An 18,870-nucleotide genomic window follows, 5' to 3' on the forward strand; every position below is an offset into this window, starting at 1 on the left:
AAATAACCCTAAAATATTTCCTCCATTAAATCCCTATGGCTAATAAATCTTCATTCTATTGGTACTTCAAAAACTTAATCGTCTGGTATCAGTTAGCCGTTTCGTTGTTCCTTTATTAAATCCAATCCTATATTATTAAACAAAGAGAATGAAAATTATTATTACTGCCAAATAAAATAAAAAAATATTTTTCATCCTTTTTCTTTCTGGCAATACGTGGCAGTAAGCTAAGTTCTTGGTTATACAATTGATCTATCACAATAATACGGTGTTCAATAAAACGCCTTTGTATTATCTATTAAATATCAACTACATACACGACATTAAGTTGCAATTCAAGCGAATTCACATAAAATATCCCCTTTCCAATTCTCCGCTATCCTTTAGGTAATGAAGCAGTACGGTCTGCCGAATATCCTGAAGAAACATCGAAATCTGAATAAACAGATTAATATGTCGCGCGCCTCCTCGGCATGGTCTGCTATGACCGCATAGGCCTGTGGGAAAAGTCAATCCTCGCGATATCAGGTATCCTGGTTGCCTTTAACCCTCAAGATTTCACTAAGTTCCATTAGACCATTCTCAACATCCATTGGCAATGCAGAGGATTTCACCCCCAAAGGGGTGCTTGTAATCGGAACCGCATTTGTCACAATTGGTATATATACCAACTTTTCAATACTGCTAAACTGTTTTTTGCCTCTCTTTAAACATTGGATTATTGCTTCAATAAATTACTTAGTATTTAGGGGATATGATTGGCGACACCCCAAATACAACCAGCTTTTTACTAGCCCTGGTCAAGGCAACGTAAAGGTTCTTGGGGCTGGTGAATTTGTTTACATTGAGAATAATTACGGTTTCAAATTCAAGCCCTTTGGTCAGCAAGGTGGTCCCAATGCACCTGCCAGACACTTTCCTTCCCATTTTCCTGACACGGTTTCTTTTTTCCACCATTGAATCATATGCCGTATTCTTATTGATAAATGCCTCCTCTAGGGCAGCGCATAGCGAATTTAGCAGCTCTTTTCGATGGCATCTCACTCCCTTGATGGAAAGGAAATGCCTAAGCAGCAGCGAGCATCCCAAATATTTCTGGCCAGCCTCTTTGGCAAAGAGATACATTTTGCGTATTTCCTGTGATGCTTCTTTCCATTCCTTTGTCCTTGCGACTGCCCCCTTGAAATTAATCCATTTGTTCAATTCGGTCTTGCTAAACAATGCCATGCACGCTGCATACAAGCCAATTTCCACTGCGCCATCCTGCATTGCGTCGAAAAGCTTAGCGAGATTGTAAAAGTCCTTATCGTCTATGGCCTCGACAAGCGTAATGGGGATTTTGAAGTTGCTTATAACCCTTTTTCTCGGCTCAATGCTGGAACTTTCAGGATGAATGATAAGAACGTTTTTCTCGCTTAATATCCTATTAACCTTTTGGTAATATTGGGTTTGGGGATTGTATATGTCGCTTTCTGAATCTATCTTAATGAATTGTATTGCTGGGTACTTCCTAATATCAACATCCCTCTTGCCCTCAATATCCGCTCGTATTTCCTTCAGCTGCTTGCCTAGCGGCTCATTTATGTTCTTCCACCTCCAAGGCTCTTCTAACTTATACGAATTGTGATAAAAATCGCCCATCTGCCCGGCGTCTTCGAGATTTGACATCGCAGTATCGCCAAAATTAAAAATCCCCTGCAAAGGATCGCCAAAAATTCTCGTAGGAAGCATGATTGCCAAGGCATCCACTAGCTGGTGCTGTGATAAAGTGCAGTCTTGATATTCATCTACGAACAAACCGGAATAAGTCGCCTTTATAACCTTGCCCACCAGCGGCGACGCTATAATCCTTTTCGCCTGTTCGATGGCAAATGCATAATGGTTCGGATCATCCAAGCCAGGAACGTCAGCACCCTTGTAATAAGCCTGCAAATATTTCTGGGCGTATCCCGTGATTGTTTCGATATGGAATTTGCTTAAAGGGATTTTCGCCTTCCTTATCTTTTCGGCAATTGAAGCTATTCCGGCATGCGTGTGGGTCAGGACAAGCTGCCTCCCTTCAGCATGCAGCAGGCATTCTGTGATTAGGTGGGTCTTGCCATGCCCGGCAGGGGCAATGAGCATGCTCTTGGGCTTTGATAGAAATTCGCTATGATTCATTCTGGTCAATCCATTTTGAAAGGTCTTCTAAGTTTTTCACAAGATGACTTTCGGGTGCCATCTCATTGAGGTGGTCCAATACAAGCATGCCAAGCTTATATCCCTTATCCTGCGTCTTGAACCAACCTCCTTTATGAGCGGCCTTTCCTATGGCCTCTCTAAGATTTGGCAAGTCAAGCGCAGAAGGCAGATCGATTGGAAACCCGGTTCCTACAAAATGACTTTTTATTGAGTCCCATATGCTGGTTTTATGTCCTTCAATTGCTCGTGAAGGGTCGTCATCATGTTTAATTTGGGCAGCCAAGTTGAGGAAGTCAGCAATAAGAGAAAAGGGAAGGTTCCTGACTATTCCCATCTCTAGGCAGTCATTCCCTTCCCAATCGAAAATGCTGATGCCCAATTCGCAAAGGCTGCCCTTTTGTGAATTCACTCCAGGGCTATCAGAATCGCAGAACAAGGCCGATGGAAACCCAAGGCGGGCAAAACCCTTGCAATAGCTGACCGTTTCGCTTCCGCTCCCGTCCGCGATCCGTATCCCCAAATAAGAGATATTCTCCTTGCCATTGGCTATCCTGTAATCGTTCAATGCCCTGCATATGCCCATTTCGGTTGCTCCCTCGGCTACAATAACCCGCTTTGCAAAGAACGCCTCAGGGTTTTTCCTCAGCAATCCCTGAAGGGAAGCGTCAAATGTCCCAAGCGAATGCTTGCTTTTCTTCATGAGGAAAATATCGTCAGTCTCCAAGCCCACTATGACATCCCTCGAATGTGTGGTGACAAAAACCTGCCCATGATTGTTCTGCTTGAGGGTGTTAACCAACGATTGCACCCTGTCCGGCTCCAAGCCTTGCTCTACCTCGTCTATAAGCATTATCCCCCCTGCGGCAGCGATTGCTGATTGGATCGCCATGGAAACCAATCTTCTCGAACCTTTGCCCTTCATGCGGAATGGCACTGTTTCGTCATGAAGGCAAACCTTGCCATCCTTAACGACAATGTCCCTGAAATCAATAGTGGTTTTAGACTTTGAAATATCAATGCCGAAAACGGCCGCACTGCTTTTTACCTTTTTGGCAACATTGTCAAACTTAGAAAAAGAATTTCCGTCGATTTTTGTTTTAGCTTCCCTCAGCGCATCAATCATTGCGTTGTCGTCATCCTCGCCAGTTTCTGTTTCCTGCCTAAGCAGGGAGTAAAGGGGGCCTCCCTTGCTCCACGAAAAATGGCGGTCTATGTAATCAGAAACGAAGAATGCGTTGAGCCTTGACCTGTCGGATGCAGAAATCTGCTTCTCCCCAGCTTCAGCATCTGCAATTACGCTCCACTTTGGCTCTAGGTCTTTCGTCACTTCAAGCCTTATTGTGATTGCCGGCTCGACAATTTCCTCAACCTCGCTAGTCAGCTTTCCATCCTTGCCAATCCCTTTGAGATGAAGACCGAATTTGTCTTCCCTCATAAGTTCGTCGGGCAAATCTTTCACCGTGACTTCAATCGAAATTGGATTTTCGATGTTGCAATTATAAAAATCGTTATCGAAAAAAGATACGTTCCAGCTTGAGGAAAGGGCATAGGCTATTGCTTCCAATACGGTTGATTTTCCAGAGTCTCCCCTTCCTATGAGGCAGACGAATTCTGAATTGAAATGTTGCTCAAACTGTTTGATGCCTCTGAAATTCTTTATCGAAAGGCTGTGAATCTTGGCCATTTGCTCCCTATCGTTTGGTAATAGGATCGTAAGTTAGCGAATAAATAATACTTGCTAATAATAACTATTTAATCCGGCAATTACAATCTCAAATGAATAGTGTTTTATAATCTTTCCAGCACCTATTTTTTAGACCTTCCATATGGAAGCCTTCCTCACAATGACCAGAATTGTTAATTAAAATGCACTTACAACTTAGGCAATTGATTATTATCCCCACCTATTGACTTGACAATTTTTAAGTGTTGGTATATTATGTAAGCGTATCAATACGAAAAAGGACCCAAACGGTGTGAGTGCCTAAGGGGCCTTTTTTATTTCTCGTATGCAATCTTGCTTTTTACGTCTTCCTTTTCAAGATAGTCATAAAATTCGGAGCCGTATTTCGAATAGAGGGAGGATGCGAATTTCTCGTTCGGGAACAGCATCTTCTTGAACTTGTTTTTCTTTATCAGGTAATCGACCAGCTTGATATAGTCGCCATCGCCCGAAACTATCACCACCTTGTCGAACTGTTCACGGTCAGCCACCTTCCTCATGACGGAAAAGACTATGTCGGAATCGACATTCCCCTTCTTCTTGCCCTTCATCGCGGAAGAGTGCTCCCTGAAGAAGAGGATGAAGCCAGCCTTCTGCAGGGCATCATAAAGCTCCTGCTGGTCTTCCGAAATGAAGCCGAGGAAATAATACGCTTCCGTGACATGATATTTTTCCGCAAGGTATTTCCTGAATTTTGCATGGTCGACAGACCACCCGCACTCCCGAGTGCCTAGGTGAAGATTCTGCCCGTCTATGAATGCGTAATTGTTTTCCTTGTTCACCAGCAGATTATACCAGCAGTGGGACAGATTTCCCACTGCTTAAAATGCGCAAATTCCCCTCCCTTATCCCCTTGCCAGCTTTCCGCTATCCTTTAGGCAATGAAGCAAGGTGCGCCGAACAGCCTGAAGGAATACCGGAAGAAAGCGGGATACACGCAGCAGCAGGTGGCGCGCCTCCTCGGCATGGCCTGCTATGACCGCATATGCCTGTGGGAGAAGGGGCTGGCCGTCCCTGGGCTGATGAACATGCTCAAGCTCTGTTCCCTGTTCCAGGTTGCCATACAGCAGCTCTATCCCGAGCTTGCCGACGAGGCCAAGGAAGGCGTTGAAAGCGCAATGCTTTCGGAGCCGTTGGTATAGCGAAGTGCCCAAACAATTTTGAGGATACGCAGCCTCAACGTAAGAGATCAGCTATCTTGACCGCCTTTAACCCTCAAGATTTCGCCAAGCTCCATAAGGCTACTTTTTATGTCCTCAGGCAAGGGAGAGCTTTTCACCGCCGAGGGGGTGTTTGTAATTAGAACCGCATTGGTCACCATCGGGTAATTTTTTGGTTGAAAAAGGTCTTTCGCCTTGAAAAGGCTGCATACCTTGGTGGTTCGAATTTCGGAATTATCCAACAATATGCCATTTGGGAATACGAACCATTGCAGTTTTAGCCTTGTTTCAAAGGTTGCGTTTTTCCATGTCCTGGAAGGGCACAAAAGGAAATTCTCTATGTATTTGAGTATTACTGAATAATCTACCGAATTCCCTTCCCTTTCATCCTTTGCCTTTTGGACATCCCACAATTCGGATTCTATAAGATCCAGGCTCTCCTTCAGGACAGAATCGCTGATAATCTTGTTGAGGCTCTTTTCAACCAGTGCCGCCCTTTTTTCTTTCAGTTCCCGCTCCAGCTTTTCCAATGCGTCAAAGCCCTGCCTGCTTTCTTCCGTCTTTGCCTTCATCGAATGGCTGACATGCTTCTTGAACATGGTCAGCAAGTCCTTGTTGAAGGAAAAGCTATCCATGAAAGACAGGAATTTCTTTTCCAAATCGTCCTTTTTCCATTGCGAGTAGGCATGCACGTAACGGTAGTAGGCGTATCTCATGCGCCTGCCCTTCGACCATGAGCCGGTAAGCTTTTCGCCAGTCCGGGCATGGCGCACGAAACGCCGCAGCGGGAAGTCCGGGTTTTCGAGGTGGTAGGGGTTTGCCGTCCTGTGCCTTGCCAGCACCCGCTGTACCTGCCCAAAAAGCTCGTCGCTGACGATGGGCTCATAGCTGCCCCTGCACTTCTCGCCGAATTTCACGATCCATCCCGCATACGCCTCGTTCCGCAATATTCTGTATATGTGCGACACGGCCAGCGGCTTGCCTTGCTTTGTGCAGAGGCCGAGCGGCACCATCTTCTTCCTTACCTCTTCCACGGAATATGCCCTGCTTGCGACAAAATCAAAGAGCATCCTGATCAGCGGTGCGCTTTCCGCCTTCACGATGGTCGACTTCCCATCCACCTTCCGGTTTGCGTACCCGGTAGGGGCCTGCCACACGTACCTGCCCTCCCGCATCGCGGTCACCATGCCGCCGACGCTGCGCTCCGTGCGCACGTCATTGTCGAACTGCGCCACGTTGGCCATGATGTTTTCCATGAACCTGCCTGCAGGGGTGTCCTCGAAATATTCGGAAGTCGACTTTATCTCGACATCGTGCCGCTTCAGGAGCATCCTTATCTGGCTGTAGTCGTCAGTGTTGCGGGATATGCGGTCTATCTTGTAGGCAATGACTGCCGAAATGCCGTTCTTCTTGAAAGCGCAAAACCGCAGCATCCTCTGTAGCTGCGTCCTGTCCGCATTCTTCGCGCTTTCGCCTTCCTCTATGAAGACTTCGGCGACATCATAGCCATGCTCATTGGCATAGCACCTGCAATTGTGTTCCTGGGTGACCAGGCTGTTGCCTTCCTCCGCCTGCTCCTTGGTGGAGACCCGGCAGTATATGACTGCTTTCTTATTCTTTTGGTCCTGCATTGTTCCGGTGTTCCCACAGGAAGGCCTCGACTAGTATCTCTGCGAGGTACTTGACCTGCTCTTCCTGCGTGGCTTCGTGTATGTCTGGTAAATCCAAAGGGGGTGAACGAAAGTTCCCGGTATTTACAGGCAAAGGGCTTGGTTCACCCTCTTTGGAATGAAGGATATTTCCCTTATTCAAATTCCCCTTGCCTAGCCCATTCAGCATATCATAACACTCTTATTAATAACAACGTCAGTATAGCCCCGGCATGGCCATCAGATAATGGAGGGTTATTAGCAGCGTGCGCAAAATTCTCGCCATTACCTATCCTGCTCGTGGGGATAGAATATCCCCATGAATGACATCACGCCCCTTGGCGTTACTGATTGGAGGAACCAGCACGTGCCGTTCGGCATCAAGGATGCCGACAGGTTGGGCCACGTGTATTGCATAGGGAAAACTGGCGTGGGAAAAAGCACCCTGCTATTGAACATGGCCATTTCAGATATCCAGCGCGGCAAAGGGATCGCGCTAATCGACCCCCATGGGGAGGCGGCTGTGGCAGTACTTTCGCACGTGCCAAACGAGAGGGTCGGCGACGTGATCTACTTCAACCCTGCCGACCAGGAGTACCCGATATGCTTCAACCCCCTTGCAGGGATCCCAGAAAGCAAGCACCATGTCGTGGTGTCTGGCCTGATTGCCACGTTCAGGAAGATATGGGCCGACTTCTGGGGGCCGCGCATGGAGCACATCCTGCGGTTCAGCCTCTTTACCTTGCTGCAATATCCTGATGCTACCCTCCTTGACATCCAGCCGCTGCTTACCGATGCTGAATTCCGCAGGCACGTACTTGGATACGCGAAAAGCGATGACCTCTTGTCGTTCTGGCACAACGAGTTTGACAGGTATGCCCCGTCATTGCGGTCTGAAGCTGTTTCACCCATCCTGAACAAGCTGGGCATATTCCGGGCGCACCCCCAATTGAGGAAAATCGTCGGGGCAAGGGGCGGAGGGTTCCAGCCGCAGGAAGCCATGGACAGCGGCAAGGTGCTGGTTTGCAACCTTTCCAAAGGGCTGATAGGCGAAGACGCCTCGCAGCTGCTTGGCAGCATGCTGGTTACCGCAATACAGGTTGCGGCATTGGGCAGGGCAAAATACGAGGCACACGAACGTGTTCCATTTTACCTGTATGTCGACGAGATGCATTCCTTCGTGTCGCTGTCATTTATCGACATCCTGTCCGAAGCCCGAAAATACCGGCTGGGCCTTTTCCTCACGCACCAATATGTCGACCAGCTGGACGGGCGCATAAGGGACGCCATTTTCGGCAATGTCGGCACGATCATCAGTTTCCGGGTAGGCTCGCAGGACGCAAAATATTTGGCAAGGGAGTTCGCGCCGAGAATTGGCGAATGGGATTTCATCGGACTTCCAAAGTATTCGATGTACATCAAGCTGATGATAGACGGGGCAACCTCAAGCCCGTTCAGTGCCATCACGCACCCGTTGCCTGAAATTAAAGATGACTTCAAAAAAGAAATAACCCAGGCTTCGAGGGTTGCATATTGTACGGACGCAAGCAAGCCCACTTCCAAAGAAAGGGTTTTTAAAATAGGAAGCCATGGCAGCATACAAAAGGGGCTGTTTGATACGGATTGATATTTTCCTGGCAATCATTGGAAAATAATGGAAGTGCCATGCGATGGGCTGCCAAAAAATTCAGCACGGCCCACCATTTATAGCCCACATTGCAGGAAAGGTTTTCATATTTTAAAAGCCAGGCCTGGTTTGCATTAAGATATGCGAACTATGGGAAAGCATTACCCTAGAGATTGAACGTATTCCTTCACTACCAATGGCACAGGGCAGGCATTGGAAACTATCTCAGCCTTTATCGTTGCGAGGTCTTCTTCGTTGACCCTCCCTATCACTTCAGGGAAAATGGAGATGTCCTCCTGGGTCTTGGCAAAATTTGCCATCCTGCCGTTGAATTCGGATGTCCGCAGGACAACAAAAGAATATCCTTCACGTTGCCCCTCAATTGCCCCCTAGCGGCCCTCTTCTCGTAGCTGGCCTGGACGCTATTTGTCTGCTGCAAGTCAAATATCCGCGCTGCGTATATGAAATCAGAAGTGAGGTGCAGGAATACGTATTCATGCCCCCTTGAACCTGAACACGTCGCCGATCGCAAGCATCTTCTTGTTAGTGTCCATATTATGCTGCAATCAGTTCAAGCCCGAGGCTTATTTCCTCTTCGTCAACTTCGCAATCGCTGTCAAGAGCGGCTAGCGTATAAGGTATCTCATCAAGCATTGCCGTCTGCGACCAAGGGGCTTCCTCATGGGAAGCATCCTCGATAGATTTGGTATTTACCGCACCGAACCTTCGGCACACTGCCTGCAAGGTGCTTATTTCAGACATGCTGAAATTCTTCATGTCGTCTTCGCTCAATTCCCTGAGTGCCTTCATGCGGTTCATCTTTGTCCCGGCAGGGGTTTCGAACATTACGGTGTCAGACAGTATCGAGTTGTCTATGTCATCGCAAGCGGTATTGATGAGGTTCATGATTGTTGAAGGAATGGGACCATGCTCAAGCTTGACGTAGGTGTCAAACGTCACTGGCAACCCGAATTTTTTTACGTGGGTAAAGTCCAGGAAGTAAAACAATTTCATGAGCTTGACCTTGCCCAGGTAAAGCGGGTCTGTATTGTGATAAAAATACAATAGGATTAGTTTCAGTTTGTTTGCGGGTATTTTCATAATTTGCTTGTATCTCCATTATATACCACTTCCAGATAAATAGCTGTGGATAAGCAGCACTCTTAAATGATTTGATAATAACATTTAATCTTTAAAGTGTCAATTAACGAAGGCTTTGCTTTTCTTGGAATGAGAAAACCCCTGTTATCCACCTCATAAAAAATGTTATTGCTGTTGGGTGTCCGGCATTTCCAACTCGCCCCCCTAATTTGCAGTTTGCATGGGTGATTTCTATACGGTTGCTAACATTGTTACATTATCATTATTGAAGTAGGATAATACGAACCTGAACCCTTTACCACATCAGCCAGAGAAACCCTGGTTTTAAGATCGTGTAAGTTTTGTAGCAGTTAAACCAAATCGGAAATAACAAAAAAAGCTTCACAATCAAGTGAAGCCCTGGGCATTTTAGGACCGTCTTTAGCCCGATGGTGTTTGATTGGGGGACACCATGATCATTTCTACCGAAGGATGCTGGCTCGTAAGGATTTCCAGCCATTTGCTTGCCGGATAAGGATAACGGCCATCGCCAAGCTCCTGGCACAGCCATGAGGCCAGGTCTTCAACTTTTTCAAACACCGGGGAAATAGGTGTTCCCTCGGTCACGTCTTCATACATCTGAAAATGTGTCTGCTCGCCAAGCGGCCAATCCGGCCTGTAGGCCTCAGGGAGCCTTTTTTCCCCGTCCCACTCCTCAAAGGCAATGCCTTCGTTTTCGGAGGCTTTGGGAACATACCTAGGTATTTGCTTGGTACCCACAATATCCCAATCTTCCTGAAACCCCTTGTTCCACATTTCTTTTCTTTCGTCAAAACCTTTTGAATACTCGGCATAGCTTCCATCAAGCAGCGGGATATGGCTGCCTTTGTCATTTTTAGGGTGTTCCCAATTTGAAGGGACTTTCCTGAGTCTGTAACTGCTCATTTGCAATGTTTTATTTATATAAAGGGCTTTATCAAAAAAATGATAGCATCACTCATACTTTTTGTCGATAGCTATTGGGAGTAACGGCCTAGGATAATGCCCTATCCGGCAAATTCCCCTGCATTATATCAATCCGCATGCTTGGGTATGCTAATGGAAATGCTTAATAAATTTCCAGATCCACAAAATTACCCTCACTGCAAAAACATCCCCCGAAAGGGCAATACTGACAGGCTTGCACATGATCAGTACACGGTACTGGAACTTTTCGCAGGCGCGGGAGGCTTTGCCCTCGGCTTTGAGATGGCGGGGCTCAAATGCTCCGCGCTAAGCGAGATGGACAAATGGGCATGCAGGACCTTGCGCAAGAACCGCCCCCATTGGGACGTGCTTGAAGGCGACATCAGGGATATTGACTTTAAGCAATACCGCAACAAGATAGACGTGGTTACTGGCGGCTTTCCCTGCCAGTCATTCAGCAAGGCTGGCAAAAGGCTGGGGCTGGCCGACCCTAGGGGCATGCTCTTTTACGAGTTTGCACGGGCGGTGGATGAAGTGCAACCCATCATTTTCGTGGGCGAAAATGTGCGCGGGCTGGCAAGCCATGACGAAGGCAAGACATTGCGGCACATGCTTTCGGTATTGGAAGGAATCGGATACGAAGTGTCAGTCCAGCTGCTGAATTCATTGGATTACAATGTCCCGCAAAAAAGGGAGCGGCTTATTATCGTAGGCACCAGGAAAGATGCGGCCTTGAAATACGAGTATCCAAAGCCTTGCGGTCAAGCATATTGCCTGAATGATGCCCTCAGGAAAGGGGAATTGTTCGATGCTGACGTCCCCATTTCAACAGGTACAAATTACTCTCAAAGGAAAAAGGAAATACTGGACTTCATGCCGCCAAAGGGCCGCTGGAAGGACCTGCCCCTGCATGCGCAAAAATCCCTAATGGGCAAGGATCTATATATTGGTGGCGGAAAAACGGGGATGGCAAGGAGAATCGGCTGGGACGAGCCCTGCCCCACCCTTTTGTGCAGCCCCATTCAGAACAGGATGGAACGCTGCCACCCGGACGAGACCCGCCCTTTCACGGTGAGGGAATATGCACGCATACAGACTTTTCCCGATGCATGGGAGTTTGAGGGGGGAATGGTTCAGCAGTACAAGCAGATTGGTAATGCAGTGCCAGTGAATTTTGCAAAGGAGATAGGTTATTCGCTTGTGAGGTTGCTAAAGGGCATATCAACTTAAAAAGTTGAATTAATTTTCTTTCAATGGCAAACGGATTTTTTAATATCTGGTAAATAAATATTTGGATCCTCTGGCTATTTCCCTTGTGAGTTTTTCCAGCTGGGTGTCGTTGTATAAATCGAGGTTGTGCCGCACGGGCGGCACATCGCTTTCGTTGAGGCTCACTTTTAGCGTAGCCCGCATCCTGTCCAGCCCCTCAAGCCGTACCCCGCCGAGTACAGCAACCGTCAAGAACGCATTGCCGTAAATGAGTTGCTCGGGGTTGGTGGTATCAAAGTTTGCCATGTGTAAAAAAAGTTTGGTAGAACATATTTTGTCCAAAAGTATACTATCTGTTCTTAGTTGGCAAAATATTTATTATAACAATAGACAGCTTATGTTCCCTAAATTTGCCATAGTATCATATTTTACTATCTAAAGGGACATTTTATGTTGTTTGGCGAACGGTTGGCACTGGTAAGGAAACGGAAAAAAATATCGCAGGACGAACTGGCAAAAGCCATCGGCGCACATGCACCCGTGATTGGCAGGTACGAACGCAACGAGGTAAAGCCTTCCATCGATGTGGCTACACAGATGGCGGCTTTCCTAAAAGTGTCTTTGGATTATCTCGTGGGCTTTGCCGATTACGAACTGGAACACTCCGTAACGCAGAAGATTTTGGATATACAGCAACTGGGAGAGGACGATAGAACAACCATACTCAAAACAATCGATGCCCTACTTAGGGATGCAAAGGCTAGGAAGGCTTACGCAGTATAAAAATATAACAAAGCCGCTGGATAACCAGCGGCTTTGTTATATTTTTATGACCTTAGCGAAGGCACACACAACACAGTCGTGCGGCAGTAAAACGAAGTTTGACGTTCGCAAGCGGGGGGTTGCAAACCCCGCTTATCTGCTCTTCGGGATGTGCTTCGCCGAGCCGGTGACCTGCTAAAGCAGAACACTCGCCAGATAATTTGATATATAATGCTCTAGCGGGACTAGATAAATTAATAAACATGTGATGTATCCCTATGAAGTCTAATGTAAGAACCTTTGATAGCCACATTTTCTAAGACAATGCTATCGTTATTTAAATAAATTATTTTATAATAAAATCCATCTCCAAACATTAGGGTTGAGTCATTAAGTAGTTTCCATAAAGGTGTTGGGTCTAATGGGGTATGCTCTGTTAGGAAGATATGTTTTTTTCTATCATAATCCTTATATGTCCCGTCTATGCTAAAACAAAATCCAATAAAATAAGGCTTAGAGGTATCGTTATAATAATGATACCAGCATTTTATTTCATTATTTGTTAAATTTTGTATTATGACCTCATGCTTTTTTTGAAGGCATGAGGTCATAATACTGCAAAATGCAAAATAAAAACAGATTGTTTTCATTGAATTTATTTTAATTAATGTGGAGATGTCTTTGATTCAAGAGGTTTGCTTTCAGTTGCCTCCCCTTTATTACTTTTTCCTCTTACAAAAACCAAAGGCGTTCCTGAAGATGAAGGCATAGTAACAATACCTATCCCTTCTTTCTTAAATTTATTATTTATTGCAATTACCTTGTTATTAAATTGGTTTTCATCTATCTCATTTGCATCTAAAGCCCCTAATAAATATTGGGAATAATTCTCCAACATTCCTGTTTTAAATTCATTGCTGGTGTTTTTAAATGTTTTATCATCCATCTGTTTCTCATAAATAGCTGTATGATCACTGTACTTATACGCATTACCTTTTTGTGGATCACCAGCTTCTCTATGCTTTTCTTCATGAACTAAAGTTGAGATTAGACTATTATAATCATTTTCAGTTTTACTAACCCCATCTTTAGCGGAAACCATTATTCCTAATGTGGTTGTGTAGGCTATATGTTGCTTACTTGATGTATTTGGACTTATTCCCAACTGGACATTATTGGGAATGCTAGCATCATTTCTATAGTGTCCAACTATATTTACTAGTGCTTTTACATTGTTGGGGGTATTTGGTTTAATGTCTGAAAGAAGCTTAGCCCCGTCTTCAGTTAGAACTTTTATTAAAGTGCCAGTTTTTGTCCTATATGCAAAACTTCCATCAGAATTGAAGAAGTCATCATCTCCATTAAAATCAACCTTAATAATTGGAGAATTACTAAAGCAAGTATAACTACTTTGCCATGGTTTACTAACTGGGTCAACGTTCCATCTTCTGCCAATTCTAGCGTCATATTCCCAAAACAATGCGGTATAATTTCCTTCTGTTACATCATCACTGTGTTCCTGTCCGTTAAAGCCATATCGGTATGCCCCTAACAATATTTTAGGCTGCATTTTACTTTCTTCCTAGCACCTTTTTAATAAAACTCAAAGAACTTTTACGGGGCTAAGTTAGGGTATTTATTAAATGCGTTAATATTTAGGTAAAACGGTGTTTTTGTATGTAAATAGTGTGCTTTTTTCATCAACTTTAGTGTGGCATTAAACTGATGCCAGTTACTATCTAACACGTAAATAAAAACACTATGAGTAAGCAATCAGGGCTTATCAAGCTGGAAGGCACCATTGGCGGCATTGCCTTCTACCAATCCAACGGCGAACACCTCGCCCGTATCGCCAACGGTCCTTCCAAGGAACGTATTGCAACCGATGCTTCCTTTGTCCGCACGAGGGAGAACAACACGGAGTTTGGCGGGTCGGCCAGCATGGGCAAGGCCTTTAGGCTGGCTTTCGCATCGGTCGTGCAGACCTCGGCCGATAAACTCCTGGCATCACGGCTGACGGCTATTTTCAGGGACATCTGCAACAAGGACACGACGGGTGTGCGTGGCCAGCGTAGCATCTTGCTTTCTGCCAACCCTAACAACCTCGTGAACTTTGATTTTGACCCAAGCATTAGCTTGACCGCCATTTTCAACGCCCCGTACACCAACACCCACGTTGTTGCCCGTAACGATGCCACTATTTCCGTGCCTTCGTTCGTGCCGTCAACGTTCATACAAGCACCTGCCGGGGCTACGCATTTCAAGCTGATACATGCCTTGGGCGTGGTTAGCGATTACACTTACGACACGACCCTTAAGAGTTATGAGCCAGCAAGCGCAACCCTTAACACCATCGGGGCTGTAGTAAGCAGCGCAACGACTGCCCTTGGCTCAACAGCTACAACGGCGTTTACTCTGGATGCCACTTTGCCCGGTACGCCCACCATGACGACCAACGCCAACGTGGTGCAGGCATTGGGCATACAGTTCTACCAACGTGTGGGGACTGTTGACTACCTGCTTGCACAAGGCAATGCTTTTAAGGTTATCAAGGTATTTTAACTAGTGGTAAGTATCAAGTAACAAGTGGCCAGTAAAAAAGCCAGGCAAAAAAGCTTCCTGATACAAGGGGGCTTTTTTTATGCCCTGTAACTATGCTTCCTGAGTGCCGGGGGATGGGTGGCTGATGGATGGGGGATAAATTGCCTTAGTCGGCTCTGGTACGGCTTTGGTACGACTTTGACACGGCTCAAGTACGGCTATGCCCTGCTTTAGTCGTAAGTGGTAAGTGGTAAGTCGTAAGTAGTCAAGGGTGGTGTGTAGTTAGTTGTCGGGGGTTTGGTCGGGGCGCAAAAAAGATAAATGGTCGCCCTGTAAGGCTCTGTTCCCGTCAACAATCCCATGGGCGGCCGTTTGTCTTTTTTGTGCAAGTCAAGGCCGCCTGTACGCTTTCCGACCTTCAACCTTCCCACGGCGGCTGCGACAGCGGTCAAGGGGATTCAATATCAATCAAAAAAAACTAACTGGCTTATTCCTTGCTGCCGCAGGCTCTGCCATTGTCTGACCGGAGGGAGTGGCACTACTGACCAAAAAATAAGCCCTCCCCTTTTTGTGGCTGTTCCCGCTGCTGGGGTTTGTACTGCCAAAAGGTTGTTGCAGGCTGGGCGGCGGTGGCTATTTAACATAATGTGCTTATGGGTTGTTTTTTTACCGATGAAAAACAATAGACAGACTAAAAAAACAAACCATAAGACCACATTATGTTTCAATAGCTTACCCCTCTTTTTTTGGCGTGGTTTTTTGCCTGCGGCACCGGTGGCTGTTTTGTTTTTTTCTGGCTTTCAAAAAAACAAAAGTGCCGCCGGGGACGCACCGCAAAAACCATGACAAAAAAAGAGGGGGCGCCGCAGACCTTGGCTGCAACAGCCTTTTGTAACTGAAGCTCAATATTGTTCCTACAGCCACAAAAAGGGGAGGGCTTATTTTTTACCGCTTCCTCTTTCAGCTTGGTTATGTTTTGCTGCCCCGTCGTATCAAAAAGCTGGTCCATCATTGGTATGCCTGTATCGGCCGTATGCCTAATAACATACGGCTAATGGTATCACTAGTGATACTAAACAGTTGTTTTATGTTGGCTTAACCGATGGGGTGGAACTGGTCTATATCTGCCTGCAACGCTTCCATGTTGTTGGCAAGGTAGTTTTCCGTGGTGCTTACATAACGGTGGCCTGCCATGTATTGCACCTGCCTTAAGTTGTACTGTTGCAGCCAGTAGGTTATCACCGATGCCCTTACTTGTAAAAAATTGACGAACTTTTTATTGTTTGCCCTGATGTCCTGGCTCAACCGTTTCCAGATGTTTATGCCGTCGTTGCTTGTGATTGTCTTTTTCCCCGATGCTGGCGTGGGCAAAAAATAAAGGTCGCTTGTGGCCGTTTGTAGTTTTTGCAACGCTACCCTTACCGTCAACTGGTATTCCATCAATTCCATGATCTGGTGCGGTTTCAGTTCCATCTCACGCTCGTTGCCCCTCCTTGTGCCTGCTATAAAAACAATGCCTTCCCTTAGCCTTATGTCTTTTACCGTGAGCCTGTTTACCTCGTCCGTGCCTAGCCCTTGGTACACCATCAGCCCCAATATGGCTTTGTTCCTTTGCTTGCATAACTGGCGGTTGGCGAACCAGTTCCGTTTTGACATGGGGTCGTTGCTTGCGGGTATATGGTAATTGTGGTAGATGCTTTCCAGTTCCTGCTTCGTGAAGATAGGGTAAAGGGTGTTGTATGCGATGCCCCTTATTTTTATGTGCCTTGCGGGGTTGTCGTCCCTTGTCTCGTTCAGTATGTGGTAGTCAAAATAATGTTTCAGGGTGTTCAGGTTGATGTTCCTTGTAACGTTGGCTTGCCCTTTGTTTTGCAGGTGCTTCATGTAGCCTGTTATGTCCGTGCTTGTTGCATATTCTGCCTCTATGCCTTGCTGGTCGCACCATGCTATAAACTCCAATATCTCTGTATTGTAGCACTTGATGGTGCTTTTGCTGAGCCCTTTTTGTTGCAGGTATTTTTCTATGCTATTCATTGCCTTTGCTTATTAAGTGGGTGTATATCTGTGTGCTTGCCAAGCTGCTGTGGCCAAGGAACCGGGATATTTTTTCCAAGCCCATGCCAGCCTGCAGCAAGTGTGTGGCTATGCTGTGTCGCAGGGCATGCAGGCCTACGTTCTTGCCTGCAAGGCTTGTTTCCACTGCTTGCTGCTGCAACAGCTTGAACCGCCTGTACAGCACATCGCCATCGACAGGCCCGCCTTTCATGCAGGTAAACAAGCGGGGTTCTGCCTTGCCCTTTACAAGCTGGCTGCGGTAATCGTATATCCATTCCTGCAAGTAGGCGGCATTGGTCTTGTTGAACGGAACAAAGCGTTCCTTGTAGTTTTTCCCTTTCCGCACATGCAGTACCCTTGCATCGAAGTCTATGTCGTCTATGCTTACGCTTGCCCCCTCGGTCTTCCGTAGGCCGCAACTGTAATAGATTACCAGCATTGCCTTGTCCCTTGCCTGCAATATCGTTTCCTTGTCCGTTGCATGTTCCCTGTTGCACAGCTCAAAAAGCTTCTTTACCTCGTGCGTTGCCAGTATTTCTATTTCCTTCCTTTCTATCTTCCCTAGCTTGATGGCAATGGAGGGCATACCCTGTACGCCCTTGTGGTGCAGGTACTCCAAGAACTTTGCTATGGCCTGCATGTGCTTGTTGATGTAGTTGTTGCTTAGTGCGCCGCCCTCCCGTTGGTGCGCCCTCGTGTTTATGTAACCGTGGTAGGATTTTATGTGCCTGTGCTGCAACTGGTTGATGCTGGCAACGTTGTTTTGCTCGAGGTGGCACAGGAACTCCCTTATGATGGCAGGCATCGATTTTACCGTGCCTTGGGCAAAGCCCAGTATGTCCAGCCATTCGCCAAAGGCGGTTTCGAGGTACTGGTAGCTTGTGTTTTTTAGTATGAACCTTTTCATGGGCAAAGACCCTAGCAGGGTGTTTTTATTGTGTATGTTTTTATTGCTGGCTGCCTTTTAAAAAAGGGCTTCGTTTATGCAAAAGCCTTTACATTGTTGGGTTTCAATGCGAAGCGGTTATATTTCGCATTGTTTCGCATTGGGGCTTACGCCGTTGCGCCTGCCGTGGGCAGGGGCTTTGCCGCTTTCTGCCTTTTTGCATGTGCCTTGCCTACCTTGCCCATCACTTGCTTTATGTGCGCCTCGATGCCTTGCTCCATTTGTGTCTGCGTGGTGGCTGACATCGTTTCGTATTCGTAGCCTGTCCTTTGCTTGCCGCCCGTTATCTGCACGTAGCCGTATTCGGCAAGGTTTTTTAAATAACCTTGTATGCTCCTTGGCGTGAGCCTGATGTGCTGCCTGATGTCGCTTACCTTGAACTTCTGTAACCCGTGCTTTTCCAGCGTTTGTTTCAGTACCTCGTAAAAGTCCCTCGTTGCCCCGTCAAGGTCGTCGCTCCTTCGGCACAGCACTTTTTTGAGGTAAGTGAAGCCGTTGCCTATGTCCTCCGGTGTGCTTTCGATGTATATTTCCCCTGTGTCACTGTCCACTAGTTGCGCCCGTTGGTACTGGTGGTAAAAGGTGATGGCTTCCATGAAGTTGAGCAGGATGGGCAAAGCCCGCCGTTTCTTGGGGAAGCCTTCCGGCAGGTCTATCAATGGGGCGTAGGGGTTGGTTACCCTTATCGGCTCGAGTGCCTTCTGCATGTGTTGCAGCTTCCGCTGCGCCTGCTGCTCCCCGTGCCTGTCCACCAGCCCCGCACGGTGCCGCTTCTGGTAACCCATCACTGCCTCGTCCTGTTCCCTGCTGTCGTCGAGGTATATCAATATGCTGCGGTTGGCATTGTCCTCGTACACGCTTTCCTTCGTGGTGCAGGCGACCACGCAAACCGGGCCTTCTACTACCAAGGTGATGGTCTGCAGCTTGCCGTCCCGCCCTTTCTGTGTCACGGTCTTGCTGATGCGCTTCTT

General features: G+C 46.8%; 21 protein-coding genes. 5 read left to right on the forward strand and 16 right to left on the reverse strand.

What is annotated here, in order from left to right; genetic code table 11:
• Window positions 1–738: 738 nt before the first annotated feature.
• From ACHFIY_RS11650 to ACHFIY_RS11660, 3 genes are all read right to left on the reverse strand, one after another.
• On the reverse strand, window positions 739–2,160 hold the full coding sequence (locus tag ACHFIY_RS11650; RefSeq protein WP_410846270.1) for a UvrD-helicase domain-containing protein: 1,422 nt from the start codon (window positions 2,158–2,160) through the stop codon (window positions 739–741).
• A complete protein-coding gene (locus ACHFIY_RS11655) occupies window positions 2,150–3,865 on the reverse strand; it encodes an ATP-dependent nuclease (RefSeq protein ID WP_410846271.1) in 1,716 nt (571 codons plus the stop codon). Before ACHFIY_RS11655 ends, ACHFIY_RS11650 begins: the two co-directional genes overlap by 11 nt.
• 314 nt (window positions 3,866–4,179) lie before the next feature.
• A complete protein-coding gene (locus ACHFIY_RS11660; RefSeq protein WP_410846272.1) occupies window positions 4,180–4,686 on the reverse strand; it encodes an NYN domain-containing protein in 507 nt (168 codons plus the stop codon).
• Between the two features lie 99 nt (window positions 4,687–4,785).
• Between ACHFIY_RS11660 and ACHFIY_RS11665 the strand changes: the two genes are divergently transcribed.
• On the forward strand, window positions 4,786–5,046 hold the full coding sequence (locus ACHFIY_RS11665; RefSeq protein ID WP_410846273.1) for a helix-turn-helix transcriptional regulator: 261 nt from the start codon (window positions 4,786–4,788) through the stop codon (window positions 5,044–5,046).
• 47 nt (window positions 5,047–5,093) lie between these two features.
• Here the strand turns inward: ACHFIY_RS11665 and ACHFIY_RS11670 are convergent, their stop codons facing one another.
• Window positions 5,094–6,695, reverse strand: coding sequence for a recombinase family protein (locus ACHFIY_RS11670; RefSeq protein ID WP_410846274.1), 1,602 nt, complete (start codon window positions 6,693–6,695; stop codon window positions 5,094–5,096).
• Complete coding sequence (locus tag ACHFIY_RS11675; RefSeq protein WP_410846275.1) at window positions 6,676–6,903, reverse strand: hypothetical protein; 228 nt, start codon at window positions 6,901–6,903, stop codon at window positions 6,676–6,678. The genes ACHFIY_RS11670 and ACHFIY_RS11675 overlap by 20 nt, the downstream gene beginning before the upstream one ends.
• Window positions 6,904–7,032: 129 nt before the next feature.
• On the opposite strand from ACHFIY_RS11675, the gene ACHFIY_RS11680 reads away from it, so the two are divergent.
• Entirely contained in the window at window positions 7,033–8,340 is a 1,308-nt protein-coding gene (locus ACHFIY_RS11680; RefSeq protein ID WP_410846276.1) for a type IV secretory system conjugative DNA transfer family protein, read from the forward strand.
• Between the two features lie 555 nt (window positions 8,341–8,895).
• On the opposite strand, the gene ACHFIY_RS11685 is transcribed toward ACHFIY_RS11680, so the two are convergent.
• From ACHFIY_RS11685 to ACHFIY_RS11695, 3 genes are all read right to left on the reverse strand, one after another.
• Entirely contained in the window at window positions 8,896–9,354 is a 459-nt protein-coding gene (locus ACHFIY_RS11685; RefSeq protein ID WP_410846314.1) for a Panacea domain-containing protein, read from the reverse strand.
• On the reverse strand, window positions 9,290–9,460 hold the full coding sequence (locus ACHFIY_RS11690) for a hypothetical protein (protein ID WP_410846315.1): 171 nt from the start codon (window positions 9,458–9,460) through the stop codon (window positions 9,290–9,292). Before ACHFIY_RS11690 ends, ACHFIY_RS11685 begins: the two co-directional genes overlap by 65 nt.
• 401 nt (window positions 9,461–9,861) lie before the next feature.
• Complete coding sequence (locus ACHFIY_RS11695; RefSeq protein ID WP_410846277.1) at window positions 9,862–10,365, reverse strand: hypothetical protein; 504 nt, start codon at window positions 10,363–10,365, stop codon at window positions 9,862–9,864.
• A gap of 303 nt (window positions 10,366–10,668) precedes the next feature.
• Here ACHFIY_RS11695 and ACHFIY_RS11700 point away from each other — a divergent pair, with 303 nt between their 5' ends.
• Entirely contained in the window at window positions 10,669–11,616 is a 948-nt protein-coding gene (locus ACHFIY_RS11700) for a DNA cytosine methyltransferase (RefSeq protein ID WP_410846278.1), read from the forward strand.
• Window positions 11,617–11,655: 39 nt separating this feature from the next.
• Here the strand turns inward: ACHFIY_RS11700 and ACHFIY_RS11705 are convergent, their stop codons facing one another.
• Complete coding sequence (locus ACHFIY_RS11705; RefSeq protein ID WP_410846279.1) at window positions 11,656–11,901, reverse strand: hypothetical protein; 246 nt, start codon at window positions 11,899–11,901, stop codon at window positions 11,656–11,658.
• Window positions 11,902–12,045: 144 nt separating this feature from the next.
• Between ACHFIY_RS11705 and ACHFIY_RS11710 the strand changes: the two genes are divergently transcribed.
• The gene (locus ACHFIY_RS11710) at window positions 12,046–12,378 is read left to right on the forward strand and encodes a helix-turn-helix domain-containing protein (RefSeq protein WP_410846280.1); all 333 of its coding nucleotides are present in this window, start codon (window positions 12,046–12,048) and stop codon (window positions 12,376–12,378) included.
• 233 nt (window positions 12,379–12,611) lie between these two features.
• Here the strand turns inward: ACHFIY_RS11710 and ACHFIY_RS11715 are convergent, their stop codons facing one another.
• Window positions 12,612–13,007, reverse strand: a complete 396-nt coding sequence (locus ACHFIY_RS11715) for a hypothetical protein (protein ID WP_410846281.1) — start codon at window positions 13,005–13,007, stop codon at window positions 12,612–12,614.
• A 14-nt stretch (window positions 13,008–13,021) separates the two neighbouring features.
• Window positions 13,022–13,927: a hypothetical protein gene (locus ACHFIY_RS11720; protein WP_410846282.1), complete on the reverse strand. Its 906-nt coding sequence runs from the start codon at window positions 13,925–13,927 to the stop codon at window positions 13,022–13,024.
• Between the two features lie 191 nt (window positions 13,928–14,118).
• On the opposite strand from ACHFIY_RS11720, the gene ACHFIY_RS11725 reads away from it, so the two are divergent.
• Complete coding sequence (locus ACHFIY_RS11725) at window positions 14,119–14,919, forward strand: hypothetical protein (RefSeq protein WP_410846283.1); 801 nt, start codon at window positions 14,119–14,121, stop codon at window positions 14,917–14,919.
• 209 nt (window positions 14,920–15,128) lie between these two features.
• Here ACHFIY_RS11725 and ACHFIY_RS11730 read toward each other — a convergent pair whose 3' ends face one another.
• The 5 genes from ACHFIY_RS11730 to ACHFIY_RS11750 all read right to left on the reverse strand — a co-directional run bounded on the left by ACHFIY_RS11730 (window position 15,129) and on the right by ACHFIY_RS11750 (window position 18,849).
• The gene (locus ACHFIY_RS11730) at window positions 15,129–15,350 is read right to left on the reverse strand and encodes a hypothetical protein (protein ID WP_410846284.1); all 222 of its coding nucleotides are present in this window, start codon (window positions 15,348–15,350) and stop codon (window positions 15,129–15,131) included.
• A gap of 272 nt (window positions 15,351–15,622) precedes the next feature.
• Window positions 15,623–15,910 (reverse strand): hypothetical protein, encoded by a 288-nt coding sequence (locus ACHFIY_RS11735; protein ID WP_410846285.1) that lies wholly within the window; start codon window positions 15,908–15,910, stop codon window positions 15,623–15,625.
• Between the two features lie 83 nt (window positions 15,911–15,993).
• On the reverse strand, window positions 15,994–16,932 hold the full coding sequence (locus ACHFIY_RS11740) for a tyrosine-type recombinase/integrase (RefSeq protein WP_410846286.1): 939 nt from the start codon (window positions 16,930–16,932) through the stop codon (window positions 15,994–15,996).
• A complete protein-coding gene (locus ACHFIY_RS11745; protein WP_410846287.1) occupies window positions 16,925–17,860 on the reverse strand; it encodes a tyrosine-type recombinase/integrase in 936 nt (311 codons plus the stop codon). Before ACHFIY_RS11745 ends, ACHFIY_RS11740 begins: the two co-directional genes overlap by 8 nt.
• Before the next feature lie 146 nt (window positions 17,861–18,006).
• Entirely contained in the window at window positions 18,007–18,849 is an 843-nt protein-coding gene (locus ACHFIY_RS11750) for a LexA family transcriptional regulator (RefSeq protein ID WP_410846288.1), read from the reverse strand.
• Window positions 18,850–18,870: the final 21 nt, after the last annotated feature.

This window comes from Parasediminibacterium schistidii (assembly GCF_046546515.1).
Lineage (GTDB): Bacteria > Bacteroidota > Bacteroidia > Chitinophagales > Chitinophagaceae > Parasediminibacterium.